Consider the following 21,944-nt stretch of genomic DNA (forward strand, 5'->3'; position numbering starts at 1 on the left):
ACCGGTTTACTCGAAGTCGTCTTCCTCGAGTTTCTCCATGCCGGCAGCCTCCGGGCTAGGCGCTGCCGGACGTTCGATGGCGAACCGTTCCTGTTTGGTGTCAGCAGTGAGATAGTCGCGGGTGATCAGACCCTCGGCGATTTCCCGAAGCGCTACCACGGTCGCTTTATCGTTTTCCCACGGCACTTTGGCAGCGTCGGGGTGACGGGACAGTTCGCGGGCTCTCTTGGTCGCCAGCAAAACGAGTTGAAAGCGGTTGTCGACATGCTCTAGACAGTCTTCGACGGTTACTCTTGCCATATGTGATGTATCCTCGATTTACAATCGATTGAATAAAAAGTTAATAAAAACAATTGCCTTATAGGATATTCTACCTAAAAAGAGAGGTCTTGACGCAGAGCATCCACACTGCGAAGCGGAACGTACTCCGCCTCCAGCAGTCCCCCTCCAGTTTTGGTCGAAGCTTCATAATCCAGACCGTCAACGCGCTTGCAAGGTTCAGACCGCCGAGAAAACAAAGCGCGAAGGACAGCGCCGGGTGCTCTCCCTCGCGCTGCGGAGTCGAAGAAAAGACTACTTGGCCCGTTCTTCCAGCATGGCGACCGCCGGGAGCGTTTTTCCCTCCAGGAATTCCAGAAAAGCGCCGCCCCCCGTCGAGGTATAAGACACCCGATCGCCGATTCCATACTTTTCGATCGCGGCTAGCGTGTCGCCGCCGCCGGCGATGGAGTATGCGCTACTTTCCGCGATTGCCATAGCCAGGGTGCGGGTGCCTTCACCGAATTGATCGATTTCGAAAACGCCGACCGGACCGTTCCAAACGATAGTGCCCGCCGACTTGGCCAGTTCAGCATAACGGGCCGCGGTTTCCGGTCCGATGTCGAGGATCAGATCGTCGTCGGCTACATCGCCCACCTTCTTGACCGTTGCTTGTGCCGATTCCGAGAACTCTTTCGCGCAAACCACGTCGGTTGGAATCGGAATTTCTGCGCCTCTTGTTTTCGCCTGTTCCATCAAACGCTTGGCCTCGGGAATCAAATCGGCCTCGTACAAGGATTTGCCCACCGAGTGACCTGCCGCGGCGATAAAGGTATTGGCGATGCCGCCACCGACGATGAGCTGGTCGACCTTGGAAGCCAGTGAGTCGAGCACCGTCAGCTTGGTGGATACTTTGGACCCGCCGACGATCGCGAGAAAGGGGCGCTCCGGGTTTTCCAGCGCCTTGCTAAGAGCGTCGAGCTCGGCCGCCAGCAGGAGACCGGCGCAGGCCTCGGGCGCGAAACGGCCGACACCGTGGGTCGAAGCTTCGGCCCGGTGAGCGGTGCCGAAGGCGTCCATCACGTAGATGTCGCAAAGAGCGGCCAGTTTTCTGGCCAAGGCTTCGTCGTCCTTCTTTTCACCTTTATTGAAGCGGACATTCTCGAATAGGACGATCTCGCGTGGATGTAAATCGACACCGTTCAGCCAGTCCTTGATCAGGGGTACCTTGCGGCCAAGCAGCCAGGTCATACGGTCGGCCACGGGTTTCAACGAAAACTCGTCGGAATATTCGCCTTCGGTCGGCCGCCCGAGATGGGACATCACCATCACTTTGGCGCCGGCTCTGAGACAGTGCTCGATCGTGGGCAAGCTAGCGCGTATGCGGGTATCGCTGGTGACTTTGCCATCTTTTATCGGGACATTCAGGTCCGCGCGGATCAGAACGCGTTTTCCGGCGAGATCGAAATCGGTGATGCGCTTGAAAGAAAGGGATTTTTTGTTTTCGACTTCTTTTTTCTCGGCTTTTTCAGGGGCTGGCGGTTCCCGCCATTTGATCGAGCAGCCCATGCTCGGGATTTGTTCCTCCGGTCCCTTACCGGTTTCCGCGATCTGCTTCATGGCCTCGAACAGCTCGCGCCTTGCGTCCGGCGGGGCGGCTTCCTTACGGCTCGCGTCGAGTCGTCCGCGGTATTGCAGTTCCAAGTCCTTGTTATAGCCGAAGAAGTCCGGCGTGCAGACAGCTCCGTAGGCTTTGGCGACTTCCTGAGTTTCGTCGTACAGGTACGGGAACGGATAGCCGAGCTGCTCCGCGACGATTTTCATGTTTTCGAAGGAGTCTTCGGGGTAGTCCGTCGGGTCGTTGGACATGATAGCTACGGCGTTGATGCCGTATTCCTTGAGTTCTTTGACGTCCCGAATGATGCGATCTTGCACGGCCTTTACATAGGGGCAGTGATTGCAGATGAACATCACCAGGAGCCCGTTGGGACCCTTGCATTTTTCCAGAGTCCAGATCTGGCCATCCACGCCAGGCAGAGCAAAATCAGGTGCTTTCTTGCCGAATTCACAAACCGGGGTTTCTGTGCGCGCCATGGGGACCGTCCTTTCTTATACGTTTGTGACCGAGGAAATCTATGAAAATGACCCGAAATCATAACAAAGAAATCGATTCGAGTCGTCGGGATGAGCTACGGTCTCATGTCTGTCATTCGTACGTAACGGTTGCAGTTTAGAGCGTTTTCATCCCTGTTGTGCCCTCGAATAAGGAAGCTGCCTTCGGCAGCAAGCTATTTTTGAGCGGGTCTCGCCCCGCCGGCGAGTTTCGCTGCAAACTCCGTCCCTGGAGTTTGCCCTTCGGGCCAGCCTTCGGCTGTCCGAATTCGCTCCCGGCGAATTGGTCTTTTGCTTGCCCAAAAGACAAGTTTGTCAGGAACAAACTTGGACGCGCGAAGCGCGCCCGAAGGGTTCGCACCAAGGAGGGTGTGAATCAGCGAAACCAAAGAAAAGGGCACCCGGATGGCGCGCTGATCCTGCGCGTCGCCGGCTTGCGCCAGGGGCGACAGAAGGCACGTCCGTGTACCTCTGTCGCCGCACGCGCTCCCTCGCGTGCCCCTTCGGGCAATTCCGGCTCCAACCGGCGATGCTCGGGCGCGCCATACGGGAAAATTTTTTTATTCCATCTATTGGATTAGTAAAAGCTCTAAAGACAGGATGGCTGATAGGGGAAGCTCTTAGGAGCGAATGCCATCCCCATCGAATGTTTTGAAATTGCGAGGATCAGAGCCAGGCTCCTACGAGCAGGAGCACGCCTAGAGTGCCAGCTACGCCGGCGATGGCGAGCGGCGCGGAGCCTGATAGGACTGCCGCGCTGATGAGCAGGGCTCCGCCGGTGATTCCGATAAGCAGACGTCGCCGGCTCCGCACGATTTCCTGACGGATCTGCTCGAGCTCGCGCGATTCGAAATTCACCGTCAGCTTTCCGGTTGCCGCATTTTCCAGCGTGCGGTGGATCAGCATCGGCATCTCGGGCCAGCTTTCCGCCCATCCCGGAAATTGCGCCTGGATTTTCTTCAGGCTGGCCTTGGGTCCCATTTCGTCCTTGAACCAGCGTTCCAGAAACGGTTTCGCGGTCTGCCAGAGATCGAGGTCGGGATAGAGCTCGCGGCCAAGTCCTTCGATGTTCAGCAGAGTCTTTTGTAGCAGCACCAGTTGCGGCTGCACTTCCATGTCGAAGCGGCGGGCCACTTGGAACAGCCGCAATAACAGATGGCCGTAAGAGATATCTTTCAACGGCTTCTCGAATATCGGTTCACTCACGGCGCGTATAGCGGACTCGAATTCCTCGACGCGGGTGGTTTTGGGAATCCAACCCGATTCGATATGCATTTCCGCGACGCGGCGGTAGTCGCGGTTGAAAAACGCCAGGAGGTTTTCCGCGACGTAGCGCTTGTCTTCCCGCGATATGCTGCCGACGATGCCGAAATCGACGGCGATGTACCGGGCGGGCGGCGTGACAAAAATATTGCCGGGATGCATGTCGGCGTGGAAGAAACTATCCCGCAGCACCTGGGTGAAAAAGATTTCCACGCCTCGTTCCGCCAGGAGTTTAAAATCGACGCCTTCGCGCCTGAGAGTTTCCACCTCGCCGACCGGAATGCCGGAAATGCGCTCCATGACCAGGACCTGGCGTCGCGTATACGGCCAATAGATCTTAGGGATGTAAAGGATTTCGGAATCCTGAAAGCGACGCCGCATCTCCGCGGCATTGGCGGCCTCGCGCACCAGATCGAGTTCATCCAATATGGTTTTTTCGAACTCGGCGACGACCTCGACTGGCCGAAGGCGCCGGCCGTCGGACCAGAAGCGTTGAGCGAGCCTGGCCAATTCGTACAAAAGGGCGATGTCGGACCGGATCTGCTTCTCGATGCCGGGTCGAAGCACTTTGACCACTACGGCCTGTCCGTCGTGCAGCTTTGCCGCGTGTACTTGCGCGACGGAGGCGGAGGCCAGCGGCGTTTCGTCGAACTCGGCGAAAATTTGGGCGACCGACTGTCCCAAGGCCTGCTCGACGATGGCTTTGGCTTCGCTGCCGGGGAAAGCCGGCACGCGGTCTTGAAGCTTGACCAGTTCCTCTGCGATGTCGTCCGGCAGTAGATCCCGGCGGGTAGACAGGGTTTGGCCGAACTTGACGAAGATCGGACCCAAGTCTTCCAACGTTTTTCGGATTCGGACGCCGCGCGGTTGGTCTTTGGAGCCCAGCCAGTAATTCGGGGATAGGGCAGCGACGAAGCGGACTGGCCGGAACAAATGAGTGGCCAGTACCAATTCGTCCAGGCCGTGGCGCACCAGCACGCGTTGAATGTGTAGCAAGCGCCTGATTAGCTTCGGTCGGACCACGAGAGGGAGTTCCCTAGACAGCGGACTCGGGATCCGAGGGGGTAGCCTGCAACGAGCGGCGAATCCGTTCTATTCGGACTTCGAGGCGGTCGCAATCGGCACGCAGCCGATCGACTTCGGCGTAGAAGGCGTCGGCCTCGGTCTGTGCCGGCAGTTCCCGGCTTTCTTCCTGCCAATATTCAGCGAGATCGAGTCTCAAGGTGTTGAGGGTGTCCCTGGACCAGGCGAGTCCTGAGCGAAAGAGCTCGAAGCAGGTCGAGGCAAACGCTTGACCAGTATATTGGGCAAGTTGAGCCTCGAAGTCGACGTTCAGTTTCTCGAACAGTGCCTGGAAGCGGCGCGCCGTCTCCATGTCGCCGTCGATTTCGATGTCGCCCGAAGAGAGGAGTTGCCTCGGGGATTCGCCGAGTCTGAGCCTGGTGAAGGCCAGAATCGAACCAGCCAGCGTCACGTCTGGTCGACTTCCGAAATCGCCGAGTACTTGCACGCTCGTATCGGTAGGGCAGAAGTAGATCGAGAAATCGAACGGGCGCGGTTTGAGTTCGATCACTTTGCCCGCGATCGGCGCCAGCAACTCGCGGCTTCGGGGATCCAGGCTCACATAGTGCGCGACCGCACGTTCCAGCGCTTCCGCGAGAAAACCGGCCAACACCGGATGGCGAACCGTCACGGTCAGACCTTATAGCCCCGATGAACGGCGACCACGCCGTGAGTGAGATTGAAATACTCGCAGCGCTCGAAGCCCGCTTCGAGCATCATCTGCTTGAGCTTTTCCTGGTTGGGGTGCATCCGAATGGATTCGGCCAGGTACTGATAGCTCTCGGCATCGTTGGCAACAAGCTTGCCGAGCATGGGCAAGACCTTGAACGAGTAGAGATCGTAGACCTTCTTGAACACCTTACCCTGCGCTTCCGAGAATTCCAGGATGATCGCCCGCCCACCCGGCTTCAGGACCCGATAAATCGAGCGCAGGGCCTCATCTTTGTGAGTTACATTGCGGAGGCCAAAGGCGATACAGACGCAATCGAACTGGTTGTCACGAAACGGCAGTTTTTCGGCGTCGATCTGCGCATAGCTCACGTTGTCGACCACGCCCTCGTCTATCAGACGGTCGCGGCCACGTTTCAGCATCTCGGCATTGATATCGGAAAGAATAACGCGCCCGTTCGGTCCGACCCGCTTCTGGAAGAGAGATGTCATGTCGCCTGTGCCGCCTGCCAGATCCAGAACCTTCTCCCCGGCACGCACGTGGCTCAGCTGCAAGGCGATCCGTTTCCAAATCCGATGAATGCCCAGGGACATGAGGTCGTTCATGATGTCGTACTTGTCCGCGACCGAGTCGAACACGGCTTTTACCAATTTGGCCTTCTCGCTCGCGGGGACCTCACGGAAGCCGAAGTGGGTGGTTTTTTGATCGTTCATTCGTTAGAGGCCGGATGGTTTCTTGATGATCGCTCGGGCGAGCGGTTGTTTGATTTCAGGGAGTTTGGTTTCGACGCTGATATCCTGCTTGCTCCAGTTTCTTCAGATACTCGTTCCAGAGTTCCGTCTGATGCCGGCCCAGATTGTACAGCAACTCCCAGGTGTAAATGCCGGAATCGTGGCCGTCGCTGAAGCGGGGAGCGATAGCATAATGGCCCACCGGCCGGATCTCCGTGATGGTGACATCCTCTTTTCCGACCTGGAGAACGCCTTGATCCGGTCCGTGGCCGCGGACCTCGGCGGAAGGCGAGTAAACCCTAAGGTATTCGCAGGGCAGCTTGAAGACAGAGCCGTCCTCGAACGCAATTTCGAGAATCCGCGACTTTTGATGGAGCTTGATTTCTGTGGGTAGCGGCGTAGCCATGGTGTGACAGCCGATCAAAGGATGTAGCGGCTCAAGTCTTCATCCTGCGCGAGTTCGGACAGATAACGATTCACGTACTCGGCATCGATGACCACGGTCTTTCCGGCATGATCCGGCGCTTCGTAGGAAATCGTTTCGAGGAGGCGTTCCAGCACGGTATGCAGCCGGCGGGCGCCGATATTTTCGGTACGCTCGTTCACTTCCCAACTGATCTCGGCGATGCGGGCGATGCCGTCCTGGGTGAATTTCAATTCCACGCCTTCGGTAGCCAGCAGCGCAGTGTATTGCTCGGTCAGCGAGCTGGCCGGTTCGGTCAGGATGCGGATGAAATCCTCCACCGTCAGCGCGTTCAGTTCTACTCGAATGGGCAACCGGCCTTGAAGCTCCGGAATGAGATCGGACGGCTTGGACAGATGGAACGCGCCGGAGGCGATGAACAGGATGTGATCGGTCCTAACCATGCCGTATTTCGTACTCACGGTTGAACCTTCCACCAAAGGCAACAGATCGCGCTGCACGCCTTCGCGAGAAACGTCAGGGCCGCCGTATTCGCCGCGCTTGCAGATCTTGTCGATTTCGTCGATGAACACGATACCGTTTTGTTCCACCGCTTCCACGGCGCGCAGCTTGATGTCCTCTTCGTTGATCATCTTGGCCGACTCTTCCTCGCGAAGGAGTTTGAGCGCGTCCTTGACTCTTAGCCTGCGCGTGCGAGTACGTCCGGAATGGAGGTTCTGAAACAGACTCTGGAGCTGATGGCTCATCTCTTCCATGCCGGGCGGCGCCATGATTTCCACGCCTATTGGGGAGGCGCTGACCTCGATCTCAATTTCTTTGTCGTCGAGTTCGCCGTTACGAAGTTTTTGCCGGAACTTCTGGCGTGTCGCCGATTCAGAGGACTGCGTCTCTCCGCTCCAGCCTGAAGTGCCTGGCAACAAAGCGTTCAAGATTCGCTCTTCGGCCGCCTCTTCGGCACGGGTGCGCACCTTCGCCATTTCGCTTTGCCGCGTCATTTTCACGGCGGCGTCGACCAGATCGCGAATGATCGATTCTACGTCGCGTCCGACATAGCCGACTTCGGTGAACTTGGTCGCCTCTACTTTAATAAACGGTGCGTTGGCGAGTCGCGCGAGACGGCGCGCGATCTCGGTCTTGCCGACGCCGGTCGGGCCGATCATGAGGATGTTCTTGGGCGTAATCTCTTCGCGCAGTCCGGGTTCGATCTGCATGCGCCGCCAGCGGTTGCGCAAGGCGATAGCGACCGCGCGTTTGGCTGCGGCCTGCCCGACGATGTGTTTGTCCAGCTCGTGGACGATTTCTCGGGGAGTCATGTGCGTCATGGGTGTTCGTGCAGTTCCCGTTGCATCTCCAGTTCTTCGATGACCAGATTGCGATTGGTATAAATGCAGATATCGGCGGCAATTTGCAGCGACTTCTCGACGATTTCGGCGGCGCTGAGTTGGGTGTTCTCCAACAGCGCGCGGGCGGCCGCCTGTGCGAACGGCCCGCCGGAACCGATGGCGATGAGTCCGTTTTCCGGCTCGATGACGTCGCCGTTGCCTGAAATGATCAAAGAAACTTTCGAATCAGCCACCGCGAGCAAGGCCTCCAGCCGGCGCAGCATTCGGTCGGTGCGCCAGTCTTTCACCAGTTCGACCGCTGCCTTGGTCAGGTTGCCGCGCTGCTTTTCCAATTGACCTTCAAAGCGTTCAAATAGGGTGAACGCATCGGCCGTCGCGCCGGCAAAGCCAGCGAGCACGCGCCCATGATAAAGCCGGCGGACCTTTCGGGCGTTGCCTTTCATGACGGTGTTGCCCATGGTTACCTGTCCGTCGCCACCGATGACGACTTTATCGTCGCGGCGGACGGATACGATGGTAGTGCCGTGAAACTGTTCCACAGAGTTACCTGTTTGGCTAAAACCGCAATTGTACACTATCCGGTACGCATGGGTTGCCGATGGCGCCGGCATTCGATTCTTAGAGTCGGCAACGTTCGCGATGGTGCGAGATAATGTACGACTATTTTGATTTCAGCGACGGTCATGAGCCAGTTACCTTCGATACGCCTCAAGAAAAATGAAGAGCGGCGCCTGCGTGGTGGTCATTTATGGATATTCAGCAACGAAGTCGATATCGAAGCGATGCCGCTTAAGTCGTTCGGGGCGGGGGATTTGGCGATTGTGGAGAGCTCGCGCGGACAAGTCCTGGGCATCGCGTACGTCAATCCCGCATCGCTGATTTGCGGCCGCCTGCTGACGCGAGATGCGCACGCCGCAATCGATCGAGCCTTCTTCGAACGACGTTTGACGCGTGCGCTGCGTTTACGCGAGCGTTTGTTTTCCCGCCCCTTTTATCGTCTCACCTATGGTGAAAGTGACGGGTTGCCGGGAGTCGTCATCGACCGCTTCGACGATGTGTTCGTGGTACAGACCAATACGGCCGGCATGGAACGGCTGCAGGAGCCTTTGGTGGCAGCGATCGAGGCGCTATTTGCTCCCAGGGCCATTGTTGCGAAAAACACATCCAGCCTTAGAGCCTTGGAGGGACTGGACACTTACACGTCCATCCTCCGGGGCACCTTAGACGGCCCAATCCAAATCGAGGAAAACGGCGCCCGATTCTTGGTCGATCCCATAAGCGGACAAAAAACCGGCTGGTTTTTCGATCATCGCGAGAGTCGGGCCGTAGTCGCGAAGCTCTCGCGGGGCCTACGCGTACTCGATCTCTTCTCGTACACCGGGGCATGGGGCGTGCAAGCGGCGCTGGCAGGCGCCGCGTCGGTTGAGTGCGTGGACGGGTCCGAGGCCGCTTTGGCGTTGGCGGCGGAGAACGGCCGGCTCAACGGCGTCCTAGAGAAAATGCGCTTGATCAAAGACGATGCGTTCGAGTTTTTGAAGCGCGCCAGGGAAGAGCGGCAGCGTTATGACCTCGTCGTGCTCGACCCGCCGGCGCTGATCAAGCGTAAGAAAGACGTCGGCCAGGGAATTGAAGCGTACCGGCGGCTGAATCAAGCCGCGATACAGGTTCTAGCGCCCGGCGGTATTCTGGTATCCGCATCCTGCTCGTTTCATTTGCGCTGGGAAACGTTGCACGATCTGTTGCGGGCTGTAGCTAGGGCATTGGATCGCCATGTGGTTTTCTTCGGTCGCGGCGGACAGGCTGCCGATCACCCGGTACATCCCGCCATTCCGGAGACCGATTATCTGAAGACTTTCTTTTGCTATATAGGCGAGAGCTTATAAGCCTTGCGTCGGCTTGGACAGCATCGCTTTCGCTGGCGGCTGCTCCAGGGATGCTCCGGTGTCTAGCGCCAGCAAACGGCTGACCACCTTTCGGCCGGATGTGGTACCGAACAGTCCGCCGAGGATGAGAGCCGTTAGGAACAGCGTTGTCGCGAGGGTCACCGGAAACCAGATGGCAAATTCGAAGCACGGCTTTTTCCTTTGATCTTGGTCTCCCGCTTTAGCGGCGGATTCCAACACAGCTAGCCGGGCCCGGGCCAATTGAAGGTCCTCTCGAAGCCGGTTTCCGTCCTGCTCCATTTCCCGGAGTCTAGCTTGCATTCCCGCCAGCTCGTCGGCGTGCTGGCGGTGCAGAGCCTCCAGCTCGCGGCGCAGCGCTTCCGTATCGGTGGCGCTGCCAGTGGACCGCTCCATTGCGGTTTGAAGTTCCGCGACCTGGCGAGCTAAATCCGCTACCTGCCGTTCTGCGGAAGCTTTGTCTCTTATTGCCAATCGGTTGATAGTTTTCAGCCGTTCGATTTCTTCTTTCAACGCCGATAGAGCTTTTTCGCCCTTACTGTTTTCTTCGCTGGCCTTCTTGGCTTGGCGGGCTACGAGTTGCTCGTAATTCTCCCGCAAGGATCGCAGCGCGACATCTCGGTCGTTCGCTAGCTCGCGCACCTTTTCCAGCTCGGCCTTCAAAGAGGCGACATCCTCCTTGGCTTTCCGCAATTCGTTTTCCACCTGCTCGCGCTGTTCCGTGAGGGCCGCGGTGGTCGCAATGATTTCATTGGCCTTCGCCAATTGCGTTTCCAGCGCCTGCGCCCGGGCAGTGGCCTCGGCAGCCCTGTTTTCAGCGTCCGCTAGGCGCCGGGCGAGATCCTGCTCCCGCAAGGCGCGTTCCTGTATCGACGCTTCTAGTTCCTGCAGCCGGCTCTTCAGTGTTGCCAGGTCGTCGTCCGGACCTGGGTTTCCGCTTCGCTCGGTGGCCAACAGGGCGTCCAAGGTTGGGGTGTGTTCCGTGGGAGGGGGTGAATCGGTCCATGCGATCTCTCGATCGGACGGCTCTTCCGGCCCGCGAGCGTGGAAGGTGTATCCGGCATCTTCCGAGGATTCCTCCCGGTCAATTTCGCCATCCGGCGTTTCATGCACCTCGAGCGACAGTCCTTCATGTTCCTCCGGGTTCTTGCCGATGTCGACTTCTTCGTTGGCCGGGTCCGGTTGCTCGCGGTGCGGCGCTCGGTAAGCGGTAGCCGCCAAAGAGCGGGAGGGTGTCCATTTGGTCGCCTCGATTACCAGGTGATCGCGCGGCGCGTTGACGATCCCGCCGGCCAGGACCTGCGCTTCGAATCCGTAGCGAATCAGCAGAAAGGCGGCGGCCTCGCTGAGTCGTCCGTCGTCGCAAACCAAAAGGTATTTGCTCTGCCGGTTCAGGGTCGGGAGCGTCACCCGCAACGAAAAGAATGGAATATTGAGGCTTCCCGGCAGGCGCCCCTGCTCGTAGGCATCCGGCGTTCGGACATCCAGCCAGACCGCATCCCGGCTAGCCATCCGTTGGGCGGTTTCAAAATCGACGTGAGAGATCACCGGCTCCTTGAGCAACTTGATAAAACTCGCCTTGTCGAGCCTGAGCAGGACACCGTCGGTGAGCATAGTAACCGTTACGTTACGAGGTTCGCCGGAAATCAGGGCATCTTCGCCGAAGGTTTCGCTGACTTTCAGCGTGGCCAACTTGATTTCTTTCGCGAGCCGAGACGGCTTGCGCGTCAAGGCGCAACGCCCCTTTTTAATGATGTAGTAATAGTCACCGGGATCGCCTTGACGACAGATGACATCGCCTTTCTTGACTTCTATTTCTTCGAGACCGCGAAGGATCGCTTGAATATTGGCCGGAGATAGGCGTTGGAAGAGTGGCGATTTGAGCAAAGCCGTCATCCAGTCGCGCGTGGGTTCTTCCGGAATATCGCTGACCTTGTAGGTAGGCACGTCCCGGTTGAGGTCCTCCTGCTGGTTTATGAGGTACGGGGCGATTCGGACGTACCGGACGGCATCGTTCGCAACCGCCGACACTTTTCGTGGAATCTGGTGAGCGAGAGCAAATCGGGCGGTTTCCGTTCCGCCGCTGACTGAATCCATTTCTACGCCTCCCGCCTGCAGCGATATCGTACCGCTCAGCAGATACACGAATTCGTTATTCGTGTCTCCCTGTCGAAAGAGGACGGAACCTTTCGGCGCCTCTTCGATTTGGATTTGCGAGCAGATCTGCTCGAATCGGGTGTCGGAGAGGGTGTTGAGTGGAATCAAACGGCGCAATTCCTGTGCGTCAGAGGCGCTCACGGCAGAAGGCATGTTCGTGTAATTGGATCTTTCGAAATTTCGGATGTTGAGGACAGATCGTTTCCGAGATCCGAGTCTATGGCGTTGTTCGGTTTTCCTACGCTTCCATATAATAGACCATCCCTCCGCAAGCACTGTGTGACCCATATCAATTATCGGTGGCTTGCATCCAGGCCATCCAATCGTCTTGAAATCACCGAGGTTTAACAAATGACCAATATTCGTGGATTGCTTCCGCTTCTTTTGGGCGGTCTGCTGTTCTTGTCGAACGCAGCCTATGCCGCCTGGCCGACCAGCGTGGACGGCCAGCCTTTGCCCAGCCTTGCTCCCATGCTGAAGAGAGCGACGCCGGCCGTGGTGAATATCTCGACGAGAACGCAGATTCAGGAAGCTGAGCATCCTTTGTTGCGCGATCCTTTTTTTCGCTATTTCTTCGACATTCCGAATCAACCCCGCCGCCGTGAAACCTCCAGTTTGGGTTCGGGTGTGATCGTCGATGCGAGGCGCGGCTACATCCTGACTAATAATCACGTGATCGACAAAGCCGACGAAATTATGGTGACGCTCAGTGACGGCCGCCACCTCAGTGCGAAATTGGTCGGGGCCGATCCGGAATCTGATATCGCGGTGATCAAGGTCGAAGCAGACAATTTGACCGAACTGCCGGTCGCGGACTCTAGCCAACTGCAGGTAGGCGATTTCGTGGTGGCTATAGGCAATCCGTTCGGACTGGGGCAAACCGTGACCTCCGGGATCATTAGCGCACTCGGGCGTTCCGGGTTGGGGATCGAAGGCTACGAGGATTTCATTCAGACCGACGCCTCGATCAACCCCGGCAACTCTGGCGGTGCCCTGGTCAATCTAAGAGGTGAGCTGATCGGAATCAACACCGCCATCTTGGCGCCTAGCGGAGGTAACGTGGGCATCGGCTTCGCCATTCCCTCCAATATGGCGACCAGCATCATGACCGCGTTGATCGAGCACGGTGAAATACGCCGCGGTCTGCTCGGCGTAACGATTCAGGACTTGACTCCCGAACTTGCTCAAGCCTTCGGTCTCACCCGCAGCCATGGTGCCGTAATCACCGGTGTGCAGCCGGATTCGCCGGCCGCCAAGGCCAAGCTCGAACCCGGCGACGTCGTGCTTGCGATCAACGACCGTCCCGTAAGGAACAGCATGGATGTCCGCAATGCGATCGGCATGCAGCAGATCGGCGACAAAGTCGAAATCGAAGTGCTGCACAAAGGAGAGACCGTGGTTCGCGTGGCGAGAATCGCGGAGCCCAAGATCAGCCGGGAGGATGGCAAGAAGGTTCATCCCAAGCTTTCCGGCACTATGCTGAGCGATACCGAGCCGAACGCGCGGGTACAAGGAGTGCGTGTGGAGAAAATCCACACGGCTTCCTATGCTTACCGAGCCGGTCTTCGGCCCGGCGACGTCATCGTCATGGCCAATCGCGAACGAGTGGGTAATCTGAGAGAACTCAAGGCCGTGGTCAGCGGCAGCGCCGAACTGCTGCTCAATGTGCAGCGAGAAAACGGTTCGTTCTTCTTGTTGCTGCGTTAATACCGAGGACGACTCTCGACTCGTTGATGTTGGGAGCGGTGCCGGTAAGACGCTGCTTATCGGCACCGCTCACGCTAAGTTCGTACCAGCCCTGAGACTGCGAGGAGTATCGATTGACCGAAGGGCTGTGTTACACAGCCCCTTTTTGTTACGAGAGGAATCCATGGATTATTGGCGGGCGATTTTCCAGCCCGATTTTTGGCTGTCATCGCTGGTCGTCGCGTTTCTGCATTTGCCCCTGTTCGTTTTGCTCGATAGGCTGCAACAGAGGCTAGGGGACGTTCCGCTGAGCCGTGAAATCGTAGCCCGGGTTGGTCCTCCGTTTGTTCATGCCGCGCTTGCTTTCGCTTTTGTCCTCACGGTTTTCCCTCATCAGTTCGGACACGCCGCCAGTGCGGTCGTCTTGCGAAGCACGCAGGCCGGCATCCGACCGCTTTCGGACCTGTTCAACCTGGCTTTTCTGTTAGCGGTCCTATTGCCTTGTCTCCCGGTCCTCGGCAAATACAGAGGCATGGTGACCTCGCTTCAGATAGCCGTGCTCGGCGCTGTGTTGTTGCACTGGCGGCTTCCTGGCATCGCGATGACGTACATTCCACCAGTTTCCACGGTAGCCGAACTGATTGCCTTATCGATCGGCCTGCACATCCTCGCCAGAGAGTGCGGTGAGCGGCTGGGGCGTCGTCTTGACGACGTATTGGCGACGGAGGGATGGGCGAATCTCGTCGAGGCGCCGCTCGATTTCCTGTTACAAGGCGCTGTCGTACTGCGGTATGGGGTTTATTTGGGTGGGCAATTATCGGGTTGAACGAAGCGGCGTCACCCGCGAACGATGCCTGTCCTGAGCCTAGACGAAGGGCGGTTCGCTTCGCTCACCACATCCTACGACTGACAACTGCGGCCTTAATCGGGGTGAGCAGTTGCTTAGTTGGCGAATGGGTTAGGGCGGGAAAATCCCGCCCTGTAATGCGGCCGAGGTTTGGTCAGCTCACATAGCTGAGCCATTCCGGATGGTCGCTGCGGCGGCCGTGGACATAATCGAAATACAACGACTGCAGCTTTTCCGTGATCGGCCCGCGTCCGCCTTCGCCGATGGTCCGTCCGTCCACTTCCCGAATCGGGGTCACCTCGGCGGCGGTGCCGGTGAAGAAGGCTTCGTCCGCGATATAGACTTCGTCGCGGGTGATCCGTTTTTCGATGACTTCGAGCCCATTTTCACGGGCAATCGTAAAAATAGTGTCACGGGTAATGCCTTCGAGCGCCGAGGTCAGATCCGGCGTATACAGCTTGCCACGACGCACGATGAAAATATTCTCGCCGCTGCCCTCGGCGACATAGCCTTCGTGGTCGAGCAGCAGGGCTTCGTCACAGCCCGCTTCCACGGCTTCCTGAACGGCTAGGATGGAATTGACGTAATTGCCGTTTGCCTTGGCCTTGGTCATGAGGCTGTTGACGTGATTGCGGGTGTAAGAAGATGTGCGAACCTTGATGCCGCGCGCCATGTTTTCCGCACCGAGATAGCTGCCCCATTCCCAGGCGGCGATCATGACATGTACTTTGAGACCTTTGGCGTGCAGGCCCATACCTTCGGAGCCATAGAAACACATCGGCCGGATATAGGCGCTGGCCAGATTATTCCGGCTCACGGCTTCGCATTGCGCCCGATCGAGAGCGTCCTTATCAAATGGAATCTTCATGCTCATGATGTGGGCCGAACGGAACAGCCGGTCGGTATGGTCGCGCAGGCGGAAGATCGCCGTGCCCCGGTCGGTCTTGTAAGCCCGAAGACCTTCGAATACGCCGCAACCGTAGTGCAGGGTATGGGTCAGCAGGTGAACTTTTGCGTCTCGCCAGGGCAGCCATTCGCCGTCGAGCCAGATGACGCCGTCTCTGTCATCCATCGCCATCAATCGTTCTCCGAATTATCAGTCAAAAATAAAACTTAGCGTTCCATCACGTCCCGCCAGATCCGCTGCACGCGGGAACGCAGTTCGAAATATTCATCGGCTGGCACCAGCGCAGGCACTTCCAGCAGCGCCAGCCGGTGGATGCGCTCACGGAAAAGGCAATAGGCCTGCCTTAATAGTCCGGCGTCGTCCGCATTCAAGAAACCGGCTTCGATGAGGGAATCCAACAGGCGGACCACATCGGTCCATTGAGTCAGTTTCTTGTCGTGGTGAGCGCGCGAAAGGACCCCGAATTGTACTATAAACTCGATATCGACAATACCGCCGGAACCTTGTTTCAAATCGAACACTGTAGTGTCTTTGGCCGCTAGATTCGCGCGCATTTTCTCGCGCATTTCGAGGATTTCGGTCCGTAAGGCCTCGACGTCTCGTTTCCGGCAAAGGGATTTCTCGCGGACCGCGGCGAATCGCTTGCCGATCTCGGGATCTCCGGCAATGAACCGGGCTTTTACCAGCGCTTGGTGTTCCCAGGTCCAGGCACTCTCCGTCTGATAGGTATCGTAAGCATCGACGCTGCTGACCAAGAGACCGGAGCTTCCGGAAGGGCGCAGCCGCAAATCCACTTCGTAAAGAACTCCGGCCGGAGTGTTTGCGGTCAGAAGGTGAATGATCCGCCTGCCCATGCGTGCGAAAAACTCGGCGGTACTAACTGGCCGTTCCCCATTGGTGAGTGCGGTGTCGTCTCCATCGTAGAGGAACACCAAGTCGAGATCCGATCCGTAGCCGAGTTCAATGCCGCCTAGCTTGCCATAGGCGATCACCCCGAACCCGCTGACTTCGTCGATGCTCGCGCCAGGCGGAACGCCGTGGCGCGCCGCCGTCAGTCGCCATGCTTGCCGCATGACTTCGTTCACGAGGACTTCGGCGGTGTAGGTGAGGTAATCGCTGACCACCATGATCGGGATGGCACCAACGAAATCGGCCGCCGCGACCCGCAGAACATTAGTTTGCTTGAACTGGCGGAGGCCGATCAAAATCTGCTCCAGATCATCGGGGTCGATCGAATCGAGTTTTCGTTTCAACTCCCGCTCCAGTTCCGCTTTCGAAAGAGGGGCGTAAAGCGCTCGCGGATCCAGGAGTTCGTCAAGGAGCAGAGGATGCTGGGCGATATAGTTGGTGATCCAGGGGCTGCCCGCCGCTAGTTTGACGAGTTGTGACAAAGCCTGGGGATTCTCGGCGAGAAGCGTCAAGTAGACGTTGCGGCTGGCGATGGCCTCTAGCAGCGCGAAAATCCGTTCGAGGGTGTCGTCCGGCTGCTCGGTTGAGGCCGTGGCCCGGAGCAGCATGGGCATCAGGCGGGCGAGTTCCGAAGCGCCTCTGGGTGTGAGATTCCGGACCGCGTGGGATGCCTGAAAGGTCTCGATGAGCTTTGCCCCCGATTCGGGTGTGGGCCACCCGAGGTTCCGCAGTGTAGCGCAGATGTGCTCGTGGTCTCCGTTCAACGCGAAGGTTTCTTGCGCTCCGGCTTTGGTCGGGGCAACGATCTGTTCGAACACGTCATGCACGTCCCGGCGCACCTTATCGAGATGCGCCTTGAAGCTCTCCCACTCGGGAAAGCCCATGGCGTAAGCGAGGCTCAGCCTCTGTATCGGATCGGTGGGGAGGTCATGGGTTTGCCTGTCGGCGTATTGTTGCAGCCGGTTTTCAACCGTGCGCAGAAAGCGATAGGCGTCCAGAAGCGTTTCGACCGTGGATTCGGGCAATAGACGCAGATCGGCGAGCGCTTCAAGGACGACTTGGATGCGACGTTCCCGCAGCCGTTTCTCGCGGCCACCGCGGATCAGCTGAAAAGCCTGGCCTACGAATTCGATTTCGCGGATACCGCCTGGGCCCAGCTTGATGTTTTCCTGGCGGTCTTTGCGCTGCAGTTCCAGCGAGATTTTCTGCTTCAATTCGCGCAACTCGACCAGCGTCCGATAATCCAGATAGCGCCGGTAGACGAAAGGTCTTAAGAATTCCTGGAGCTCGTGCCCTGCCTCCATGTCGCCCGCCATGGGGCGAACTTTGACCATGGCGTAGCGTTCCCATTCGCGCGCTTGGCTCTGGTAGTAGGCGTCCAAGGCATAAAAATTCTGCACTAGCGGGCCGGAATCGCCGAACGGGCGCAAGCGCAGGTCGACGCGGAAAGCGAAGCCATCCTCGGTCTGGGTGTCCAACACCTTGACCAGATTTTGCGCCAGTTTGGTGTAGAACTCGCAGTAGCTGGTTTCGCGCTTGTCCGCCAGAACACCCTCGTCGCGGTAGGCAAAAATTAGATCGATGTCGGACGAGAAATTGAGCTCGAAAGCACCGAGCTTGCCCATGGCCAGCACGACCAGGGATTGCGGCTGACCCTGCTTGTTGAGCGGCGTGCCTCGTCTGGCGCAGGCGGCACGAAAAAGGAAATTCAGGCTTTCCTGCACACAGACGTCGGCGAGAGCGGACAGATCCCGTAGCGTTTCATCCAGATCCGCCCAACCGGCGATATCGCGCCAGGCGATGCGCACCATTTCAAGGTTGCGGAAACGCCGTAGGACGGCCATCAAATCCGTTTCAGTGTCGACTCCATCCAGAAGTCTTCGTAAGTCGGTGCGATAGTTTTCCTCGTCGGTCGACTTTAGCAGCCTTCCGGATTCAACCAGTTCTTTCAGAAGCTCGGGCCGGCCGGCGCACTGGTCAGCCACGAAAGGGCTCGCGGCCCAAACCAGGCCCAAGGTTTCTTCGACCGCGTCCGGCCACCCGCTGATTTCGATTCCGAGGCGTGCCGAGTGCGCCGAAAACGTTGACCAAGCCAGGGAAACCGGCTGTTTGAGCGGTTCGGGCAAACGCTGTAGGGATTCAGGGGCATCGGACATAAATCAGCCTCGGAGATGAGGATGCGAAAGCCTTGGTTCAGGGTTTTTCGCTGTCGTCGCCGAATAATGACGTCAAAAAGTTCGAGAAGAAATCTCCATATCCGTCTCGCTTTTCGCGGGCGGCTTTCAAAGCCTCGCGGATTTCTTCCTTCAGTTTGGTGTCGGAAAGCCGCATGTAGGGTCGGATCGGCGCCTTCTCGGCTTTTTCCAAATAAATCAAAGCCTTGTCATACTCGCCCTCCTGCAACAGGAAATCACCGTAAAAATAATTGGTGTCGATCGCGTTTGGATAAAGCTTTAAAGCCGATTCAAGGTATTGGCGGGCCGAGTTGGTGTCTCCGAAGGAAATCGGCCAGCCGGGAAGGCGATAGTAAAGATTGCCGAGTGTGATATAAGCCGAGGCTTCCATGGCGCGAGGATTGATGTCGATCGCCTTGATGAGCAGTTTACGGGCCTTCTCGACTCGGCTCAAAGAGCTCAAGCCGATATCCGCTCCGGCATAGGTACAGAGGACGATGGCTTCCAGGATCAGCGGATCGGCTTCGTTGGGATACTGCTCGGAAAGCGCATGTACCCTAGCTAGAAGATTCTCGAATTTCTCCGCTTGCTCGGATCGTGGCAGGAGGTAAAAAATCTCCGCCCACTCGTCTTCCAAGCGGCGAACGGCTTCATGAAGGTCCGACCCGGTTTTCGTGTGGCCGGTGTTGGCCAAAAGAAACGTCAGCAGAACGAGTGCAAGGTGTAAGGGTCTCAAGTGCGTTTTTCTTCGTGTTGACGATACCGGCATTCTAACAACCCCAGAATGGGCGGTTAATGAGGATTTTCCCCGGGCGCCGGATCGGCCGTGAGGTGTTCCCGTGGAATGGTCGTCGACGATCCGTTCGGCCGGTTACGATTGCTCGGATTTCTTCTTTTCGAAATCCCTTCTTATCTTCTCGATTTCCCGCCGGTATGTTTCGGTGTCGCCGTAGTCAAGAAACCGGTTGTACCAAGCATGGGGTGATTTGATGCGGCGGGCGTGCTTGATGGGACACCAGTGCTGTTCGGTACGAGCGGCGATCTCACGGACATATGCGAGAAGGCCGTTGCCGTAGGAACAGTACGTGCAATTGATTTTTTCGATCAAATTCAAATAAGCCAATCGCCCTCGGTCGAAGACCAGGTAGTCCTTACGCTTGACTTTGGGAATGCCGTAAATCGGGAAGCAAATCGCCTGGTATAGCGTGACGGCCAGATCCAGAAGGACGAAAGGGACGATCAGCGAATAGATGATCGGAGCGGTGAGCACCTTGAGTGGTTTGGCTTTTACGATGTATTGGGGCAGACTGGCCTTGAGTCGGCGATGTTCCTGCAACAGCTCGTGGGCGTAATCGATCTTGCCGTTGCGGAGTCTGATCCGGAATTCGTCCCTACGTTTGGCCAGTTCGGCTTCGAGTTCCTCTTCGAGCGCTTGGATGTTTCGGATCAGGGCGTCTATACGTGGATTCATTGTATGCTCGAAAAGGCGGCGGAAACAGAATGTGTACGATAACACGAAAGTTCGTGGAGAGTCGCGGAGTCGGTCGGCTGGAATATTTCCAGTTTGGGGCGGTGTTTTCGTAGCCCCGAATAAGCCGGCCATTTAGGGCGAGGGGCTAAACTCCATTCTCCCTCTGGGAAGGGGCGTCCTGGTGCTCCCAGGACGACCGTTTGCGATTGGAAGGGTCGTTTCGGTGCTCCCGGAACGACCGTTTGCGATTGGAGAAGGGCTGGGGATGTGGGCGTAGCGCTTTTGAGGCTGTACCCTATTGCCGGATTTAGGATTTAAGAGCCTATCCTAGGGGGCGCTCTGATCTCTTCTTCCATTCGGCATTCGGATGATCATGAATCGTAGGATGGGTAGAGCGAAGCGAAACCCATCGATGGTGGGTTAGCCCGGATATTTCATCATGAGGAGGGTCGGCACAGCGTTGAAACCCGCATAAAATCAGGTTGCGAAACAGATTGTGTGGGGAGCTGTGCCGATGCCAAATTGTAGCGCTGATGAGATGACATTTGGACGCCTGGGACGGCGGGTCATCGAAGCCAATTTCCGGGGTGGAGCGATCAGTTCCGATGGCGGACTCGTGCTCTTGCGGCAGCTGGATCGACGCCTTGGCTTATCGAAGGCGGTAGCGCAGGCGTTGAACGATCCGAGGGCTCCGAACCGCATCACACATGCCCTGCAAGACCTGGTCGCCCAACGGCTTTAGGGTCTGTGTTGCGGCTATGAGGACCTCAATGATCATGACCGGCTGCGGCACGATCCGCTGCTGCAAACGGCGGTGGGCAAGGTGACGGCTCTGGCCAGCAGCCCGACGTTCTCACGCCTGGAAACCCGTGCCAGCCGTGCCGATGTGGTGGCCTTGAATCGGGTGCTGGTTGAGCAGTTCATCGCGTCCCAGCCTCAAACACCGCGCGAGCTGATCCTCGACATCGACGCCTCCGATGTGCCGCTGCACGGGCATCAGGAACTCGCCCCATTTCACGGCGACTACGATCAGTATTGCTATCTGCCGCTGTATGTCTTTTGTGGTCAAGCGCTCCTGATCTGTCTTTTGCGGCCCAGCCGGATCGATGGGGCGAAGCATTCGGCGGCGGTGATCAAACTGTTGGTGACACGCTTACGGCAGGCGTGGCCGAAGGTTCGCATCATCGTCCGGGGCGATTCCGGCTTCTGCCGGCAGAGGCTCTTGCGTTGGTGCGAACGCCATGCTGTTGGCTATGTGATCGGTGTGGTGCGCAATGCGCGCTTGCACAAGGCCGTCGCGGCTTGGGAAGACGAGCTCAAAGCCGCCTTTGCCGAAACCGGTCTCAAGCAGCGCCGCATTCACGAATTCCGCTACGCGGCCGACTCCTGGAATATCGAACGGCGCATCATCACCTGCTTGGAGTTTGGCAGCCAAGGCGCCAATCCAAGGTTCGTGGTGACGAATCTTGAAGGGAACGCCGACGCCCTCTACGATCCGCTCTACTGTCAGCGCGGAGAAGCCGACCCATTCGATAGGATCGAATGGGAGCGGAAGCCCCGAAGGGGTGAGCCGTAGGGAGGCGGCGAACAAAATCGGATCAAGGAAACACAACTGGACCTCTTCGGCACCCGCGCCAGTGGCCATAATTTTCTCGCCAACGCGCTGCGCCTGCTGTGGGCTGCCCTCGCGTATACGCTGATGCAGCGGCTGCGCGAGATCGCGCTCGCCGGTACCGAGCTGGCGCGGGCAACCGCCGCGACGATTCGGGTGAACCTCCTTAAGATCGGCGCTTCGGTGGTGCGCAATACGCGCCGCATTCCTATCCTCTTCGCCTCGCATCATCCCCAGCGTGAGACCTTTCTCGTCGCCGCCCGTATCCTCGCCACCTGACCCGGTCCGAGTGCGGTCCCCGGCACGATGACAAACAATGGGGTAAGGGGGACTTGCGTCGATTGTTCAGAAATCCCTTCGTTTTTGCCCGATCGCCTTCCCTAGTCGCATGCCGTTGACCCAACCGCCCCATTACTC

The 21,944-nt window shown here is 57.8% G+C and carries 16 protein-coding genes and 2 pseudogenes; 4 read left to right on the top strand and 14 right to left on the bottom strand.

Translation table 11 applies throughout. The features are described 5' to 3' along the window. Nucleotides 1–6: 6 nt before the first annotated feature. From rpoZ to hslV, 9 genes and pseudogenes are all read right to left on the bottom strand, one after another. A complete protein-coding gene (gene rpoZ / locus QEN43_RS04700) occupies nucleotides 7–300 on the bottom strand; it encodes a DNA-directed RNA polymerase subunit omega (protein ID WP_026612162.1) in 294 nt (97 codons plus the stop codon). 273 nt (nucleotides 301–573) lie between these two features. Then, nucleotides 574–1,734 carry a phosphoglycerate kinase gene (locus QEN43_RS04705; protein WP_026612163.1) on the bottom strand — a complete coding sequence of 387 codons (1,161 nt, stop codon included), beginning with the start codon at nucleotides 1,732–1,734 and terminating at the stop codon, nucleotides 574–576. A gap of 198 nt (nucleotides 1,735–1,932) precedes the next feature. Continuing rightward, nucleotides 1,933–2,352: pseudogene (locus tag QEN43_RS04710) on the bottom strand (thioredoxin family protein); the annotation flags it as partial. 684 nt (nucleotides 2,353–3,036) lie between these two features. Further along, entirely contained in the window at nucleotides 3,037–4,656 is a 1,620-nt protein-coding gene (ubiB, locus tag QEN43_RS04715; protein ID WP_317963749.1) for a ubiquinone biosynthesis regulatory protein kinase UbiB, read from the bottom strand. Between the two features lie 13 nt (nucleotides 4,657–4,669). Then, nucleotides 4,670–5,326 (bottom strand): ubiquinone biosynthesis accessory factor UbiJ, encoded by a 657-nt coding sequence (locus tag QEN43_RS04720; RefSeq protein ID WP_317963750.1) that lies wholly within the window; start codon nucleotides 5,324–5,326, stop codon nucleotides 4,670–4,672. Between the two features lie 2 nt (nucleotides 5,327–5,328). After that, nucleotides 5,329–6,078 carry a bifunctional demethylmenaquinone methyltransferase/2-methoxy-6-polyprenyl-1,4-benzoquinol methylase UbiE gene (gene ubiE / locus QEN43_RS04725; protein ID WP_026612166.1) on the bottom strand — a complete coding sequence of 250 codons (750 nt, stop codon included), beginning with the start codon at nucleotides 6,076–6,078 and terminating at the stop codon, nucleotides 5,329–5,331. 55 nt (nucleotides 6,079–6,133) lie between these two features. Further along, complete coding sequence (locus QEN43_RS04730; RefSeq protein WP_026612167.1) at nucleotides 6,134–6,502, bottom strand: gamma-butyrobetaine hydroxylase-like domain-containing protein; 369 nt, start codon at nucleotides 6,500–6,502, stop codon at nucleotides 6,134–6,136. 14 nt (nucleotides 6,503–6,516) lie between these two features. Further along, on the bottom strand, nucleotides 6,517–7,842 hold the full coding sequence (gene hslU / locus QEN43_RS04735; protein ID WP_317963751.1) for an ATP-dependent protease ATPase subunit HslU: 1,326 nt from the start codon (nucleotides 7,840–7,842) through the stop codon (nucleotides 6,517–6,519). Next, the gene (gene hslV / locus QEN43_RS04740) at nucleotides 7,839–8,402 is read right to left on the bottom strand and encodes an ATP-dependent protease subunit HslV (protein WP_026612169.1); all 564 of its coding nucleotides are present in this window, start codon (nucleotides 8,400–8,402) and stop codon (nucleotides 7,839–7,841) included. Before hslV ends, hslU begins: the two co-directional genes overlap by 4 nt. Before the next feature lie 144 nt (nucleotides 8,403–8,546). Between hslV and QEN43_RS04745 the strand changes: the two genes are divergently transcribed. After that, nucleotides 8,547–9,746: a class I SAM-dependent rRNA methyltransferase gene (locus QEN43_RS04745; RefSeq protein ID WP_026612170.1), complete on the top strand. Its 1,200-nt coding sequence runs from the start codon at nucleotides 8,547–8,549 to the stop codon at nucleotides 9,744–9,746. Here the strand turns inward: QEN43_RS04745 and QEN43_RS04750 are convergent. Then, on the bottom strand, nucleotides 9,741–12,062 hold the full coding sequence (locus QEN43_RS04750; RefSeq protein WP_317963752.1) for a cyclic nucleotide-binding domain-containing protein: 2,322 nt from the start codon (nucleotides 12,060–12,062) through the stop codon (nucleotides 9,741–9,743). The two genes, QEN43_RS04745 and QEN43_RS04750, sit on opposite strands and share 6 nt — an antisense overlap. A 210-nt stretch (nucleotides 12,063–12,272) precedes the next feature. On the opposite strand from QEN43_RS04750, the gene QEN43_RS04755 reads away from it, so the two are divergent. After that, nucleotides 12,273–13,628 carry a DegQ family serine endoprotease gene (locus tag QEN43_RS04755; RefSeq protein WP_026612171.1) on the top strand — a complete coding sequence of 452 codons (1,356 nt, stop codon included), beginning with the start codon at nucleotides 12,273–12,275 and terminating at the stop codon, nucleotides 13,626–13,628. A gap of 163 nt (nucleotides 13,629–13,791) precedes the next feature. Next, a complete protein-coding gene (locus QEN43_RS04760) occupies nucleotides 13,792–14,433 on the top strand; it encodes a hypothetical protein (RefSeq protein ID WP_026612172.1) in 642 nt (213 codons plus the stop codon). A 175-nt stretch (nucleotides 14,434–14,608) separates the two neighbouring features. Here QEN43_RS04760 and QEN43_RS04765 read toward each other — a convergent pair whose 3' ends face one another. The 4 genes from QEN43_RS04765 to QEN43_RS04780 form a co-directional block, all read right to left on the bottom strand. After that, nucleotides 14,609–15,532 (bottom strand): branched-chain amino acid transaminase, encoded by a 924-nt coding sequence (locus tag QEN43_RS04765; RefSeq protein WP_026612173.1) that lies wholly within the window; start codon nucleotides 15,530–15,532, stop codon nucleotides 14,609–14,611. Between the two features lie 35 nt (nucleotides 15,533–15,567). Then, nucleotides 15,568–18,426: a bifunctional [glutamate--ammonia ligase]-adenylyl-L-tyrosine phosphorylase/[glutamate--ammonia-ligase] adenylyltransferase gene (glnE, locus tag QEN43_RS04770; protein ID WP_317963753.1), complete on the bottom strand. Its 2,859-nt coding sequence runs from the start codon at nucleotides 18,424–18,426 to the stop codon at nucleotides 15,568–15,570. 37 nt (nucleotides 18,427–18,463) lie between these two features. Next, nucleotides 18,464–19,180, bottom strand: a complete 717-nt coding sequence (locus tag QEN43_RS04775; RefSeq protein ID WP_162144368.1) for a tetratricopeptide repeat protein — start codon at nucleotides 19,178–19,180, stop codon at nucleotides 18,464–18,466. 135 nt (nucleotides 19,181–19,315) lie between these two features. Then, on the bottom strand, nucleotides 19,316–19,915 hold the full coding sequence (locus tag QEN43_RS04780) for a hypothetical protein (RefSeq protein WP_026612175.1): 600 nt from the start codon (nucleotides 19,913–19,915) through the stop codon (nucleotides 19,316–19,318). A 514-nt stretch (nucleotides 19,916–20,429) separates the two neighbouring features. On the opposite strand from QEN43_RS04780, the pseudogene QEN43_RS04785 reads away from it, so the two are divergent. Continuing rightward, a pseudogene (locus QEN43_RS04785) lies at nucleotides 20,430–21,806 on the top strand (IS1380 family transposase). Nucleotides 21,807–21,944: the final 138 nt, after the last annotated feature.

The sequence above is a fragment of the Methylocaldum szegediense genome, from assembly GCF_949769195.1.
Classification (GTDB): domain Bacteria; phylum Pseudomonadota; class Gammaproteobacteria; order Methylococcales; family Methylococcaceae; genus Methylocaldum; species Methylocaldum szegediense.

Coding starts and splice junctions, on each gene's coding strand:
- rpoZ (WP_026612162.1), bottom strand. CDS start 300: ATGGCAAGAGTAACCGTCGAAGACTGTCTAGAGCATGTCGACAACCGC.
- ubiE (WP_026612166.1), bottom strand. CDS start 6,078: ATGAACGATCAAAAAACCACCCACTTCGGCTTCCGTGAGGTCCCCGCG.
- QEN43_RS04730 (WP_026612167.1), bottom strand. CDS start 6,502: ATGGCTACGCCGCTACCCACAGAAATCAAGCTCCATCAAAAGTCGCGG.
- hslU (WP_317963751.1), bottom strand. CDS start 7,842: ATGACGCACATGACTCCCCGAGAAATCGTCCACGAGCTGGACAAACAC.
- QEN43_RS04745 (WP_026612170.1), top strand. CDS start 8,547: ATGAGCCAGTTACCTTCGATACGCCTCAAGAAAAATGAAGAGCGGCGC.
- QEN43_RS04755 (WP_026612171.1), top strand. CDS start 12,273: ATGACCAATATTCGTGGATTGCTTCCGCTTCTTTTGGGCGGTCTGCTG.
- QEN43_RS04760 (WP_026612172.1), top strand. CDS start 13,792: ATGGATTATTGGCGGGCGATTTTCCAGCCCGATTTTTGGCTGTCATCG.
- QEN43_RS04765 (WP_026612173.1), bottom strand. CDS start 15,532: ATGGCGATGGATGACAGAGACGGCGTCATCTGGCTCGACGGCGAATGG.
- glnE (WP_317963753.1), bottom strand. CDS start 18,426: ATGTCCGATGCCCCTGAATCCCTACAGCGTTTGCCCGAACCGCTCAAA.
- QEN43_RS04780 (WP_026612175.1), bottom strand. CDS start 19,915: ATGAATCCACGTATAGACGCCCTGATCCGAAACATCCAAGCGCTCGAA.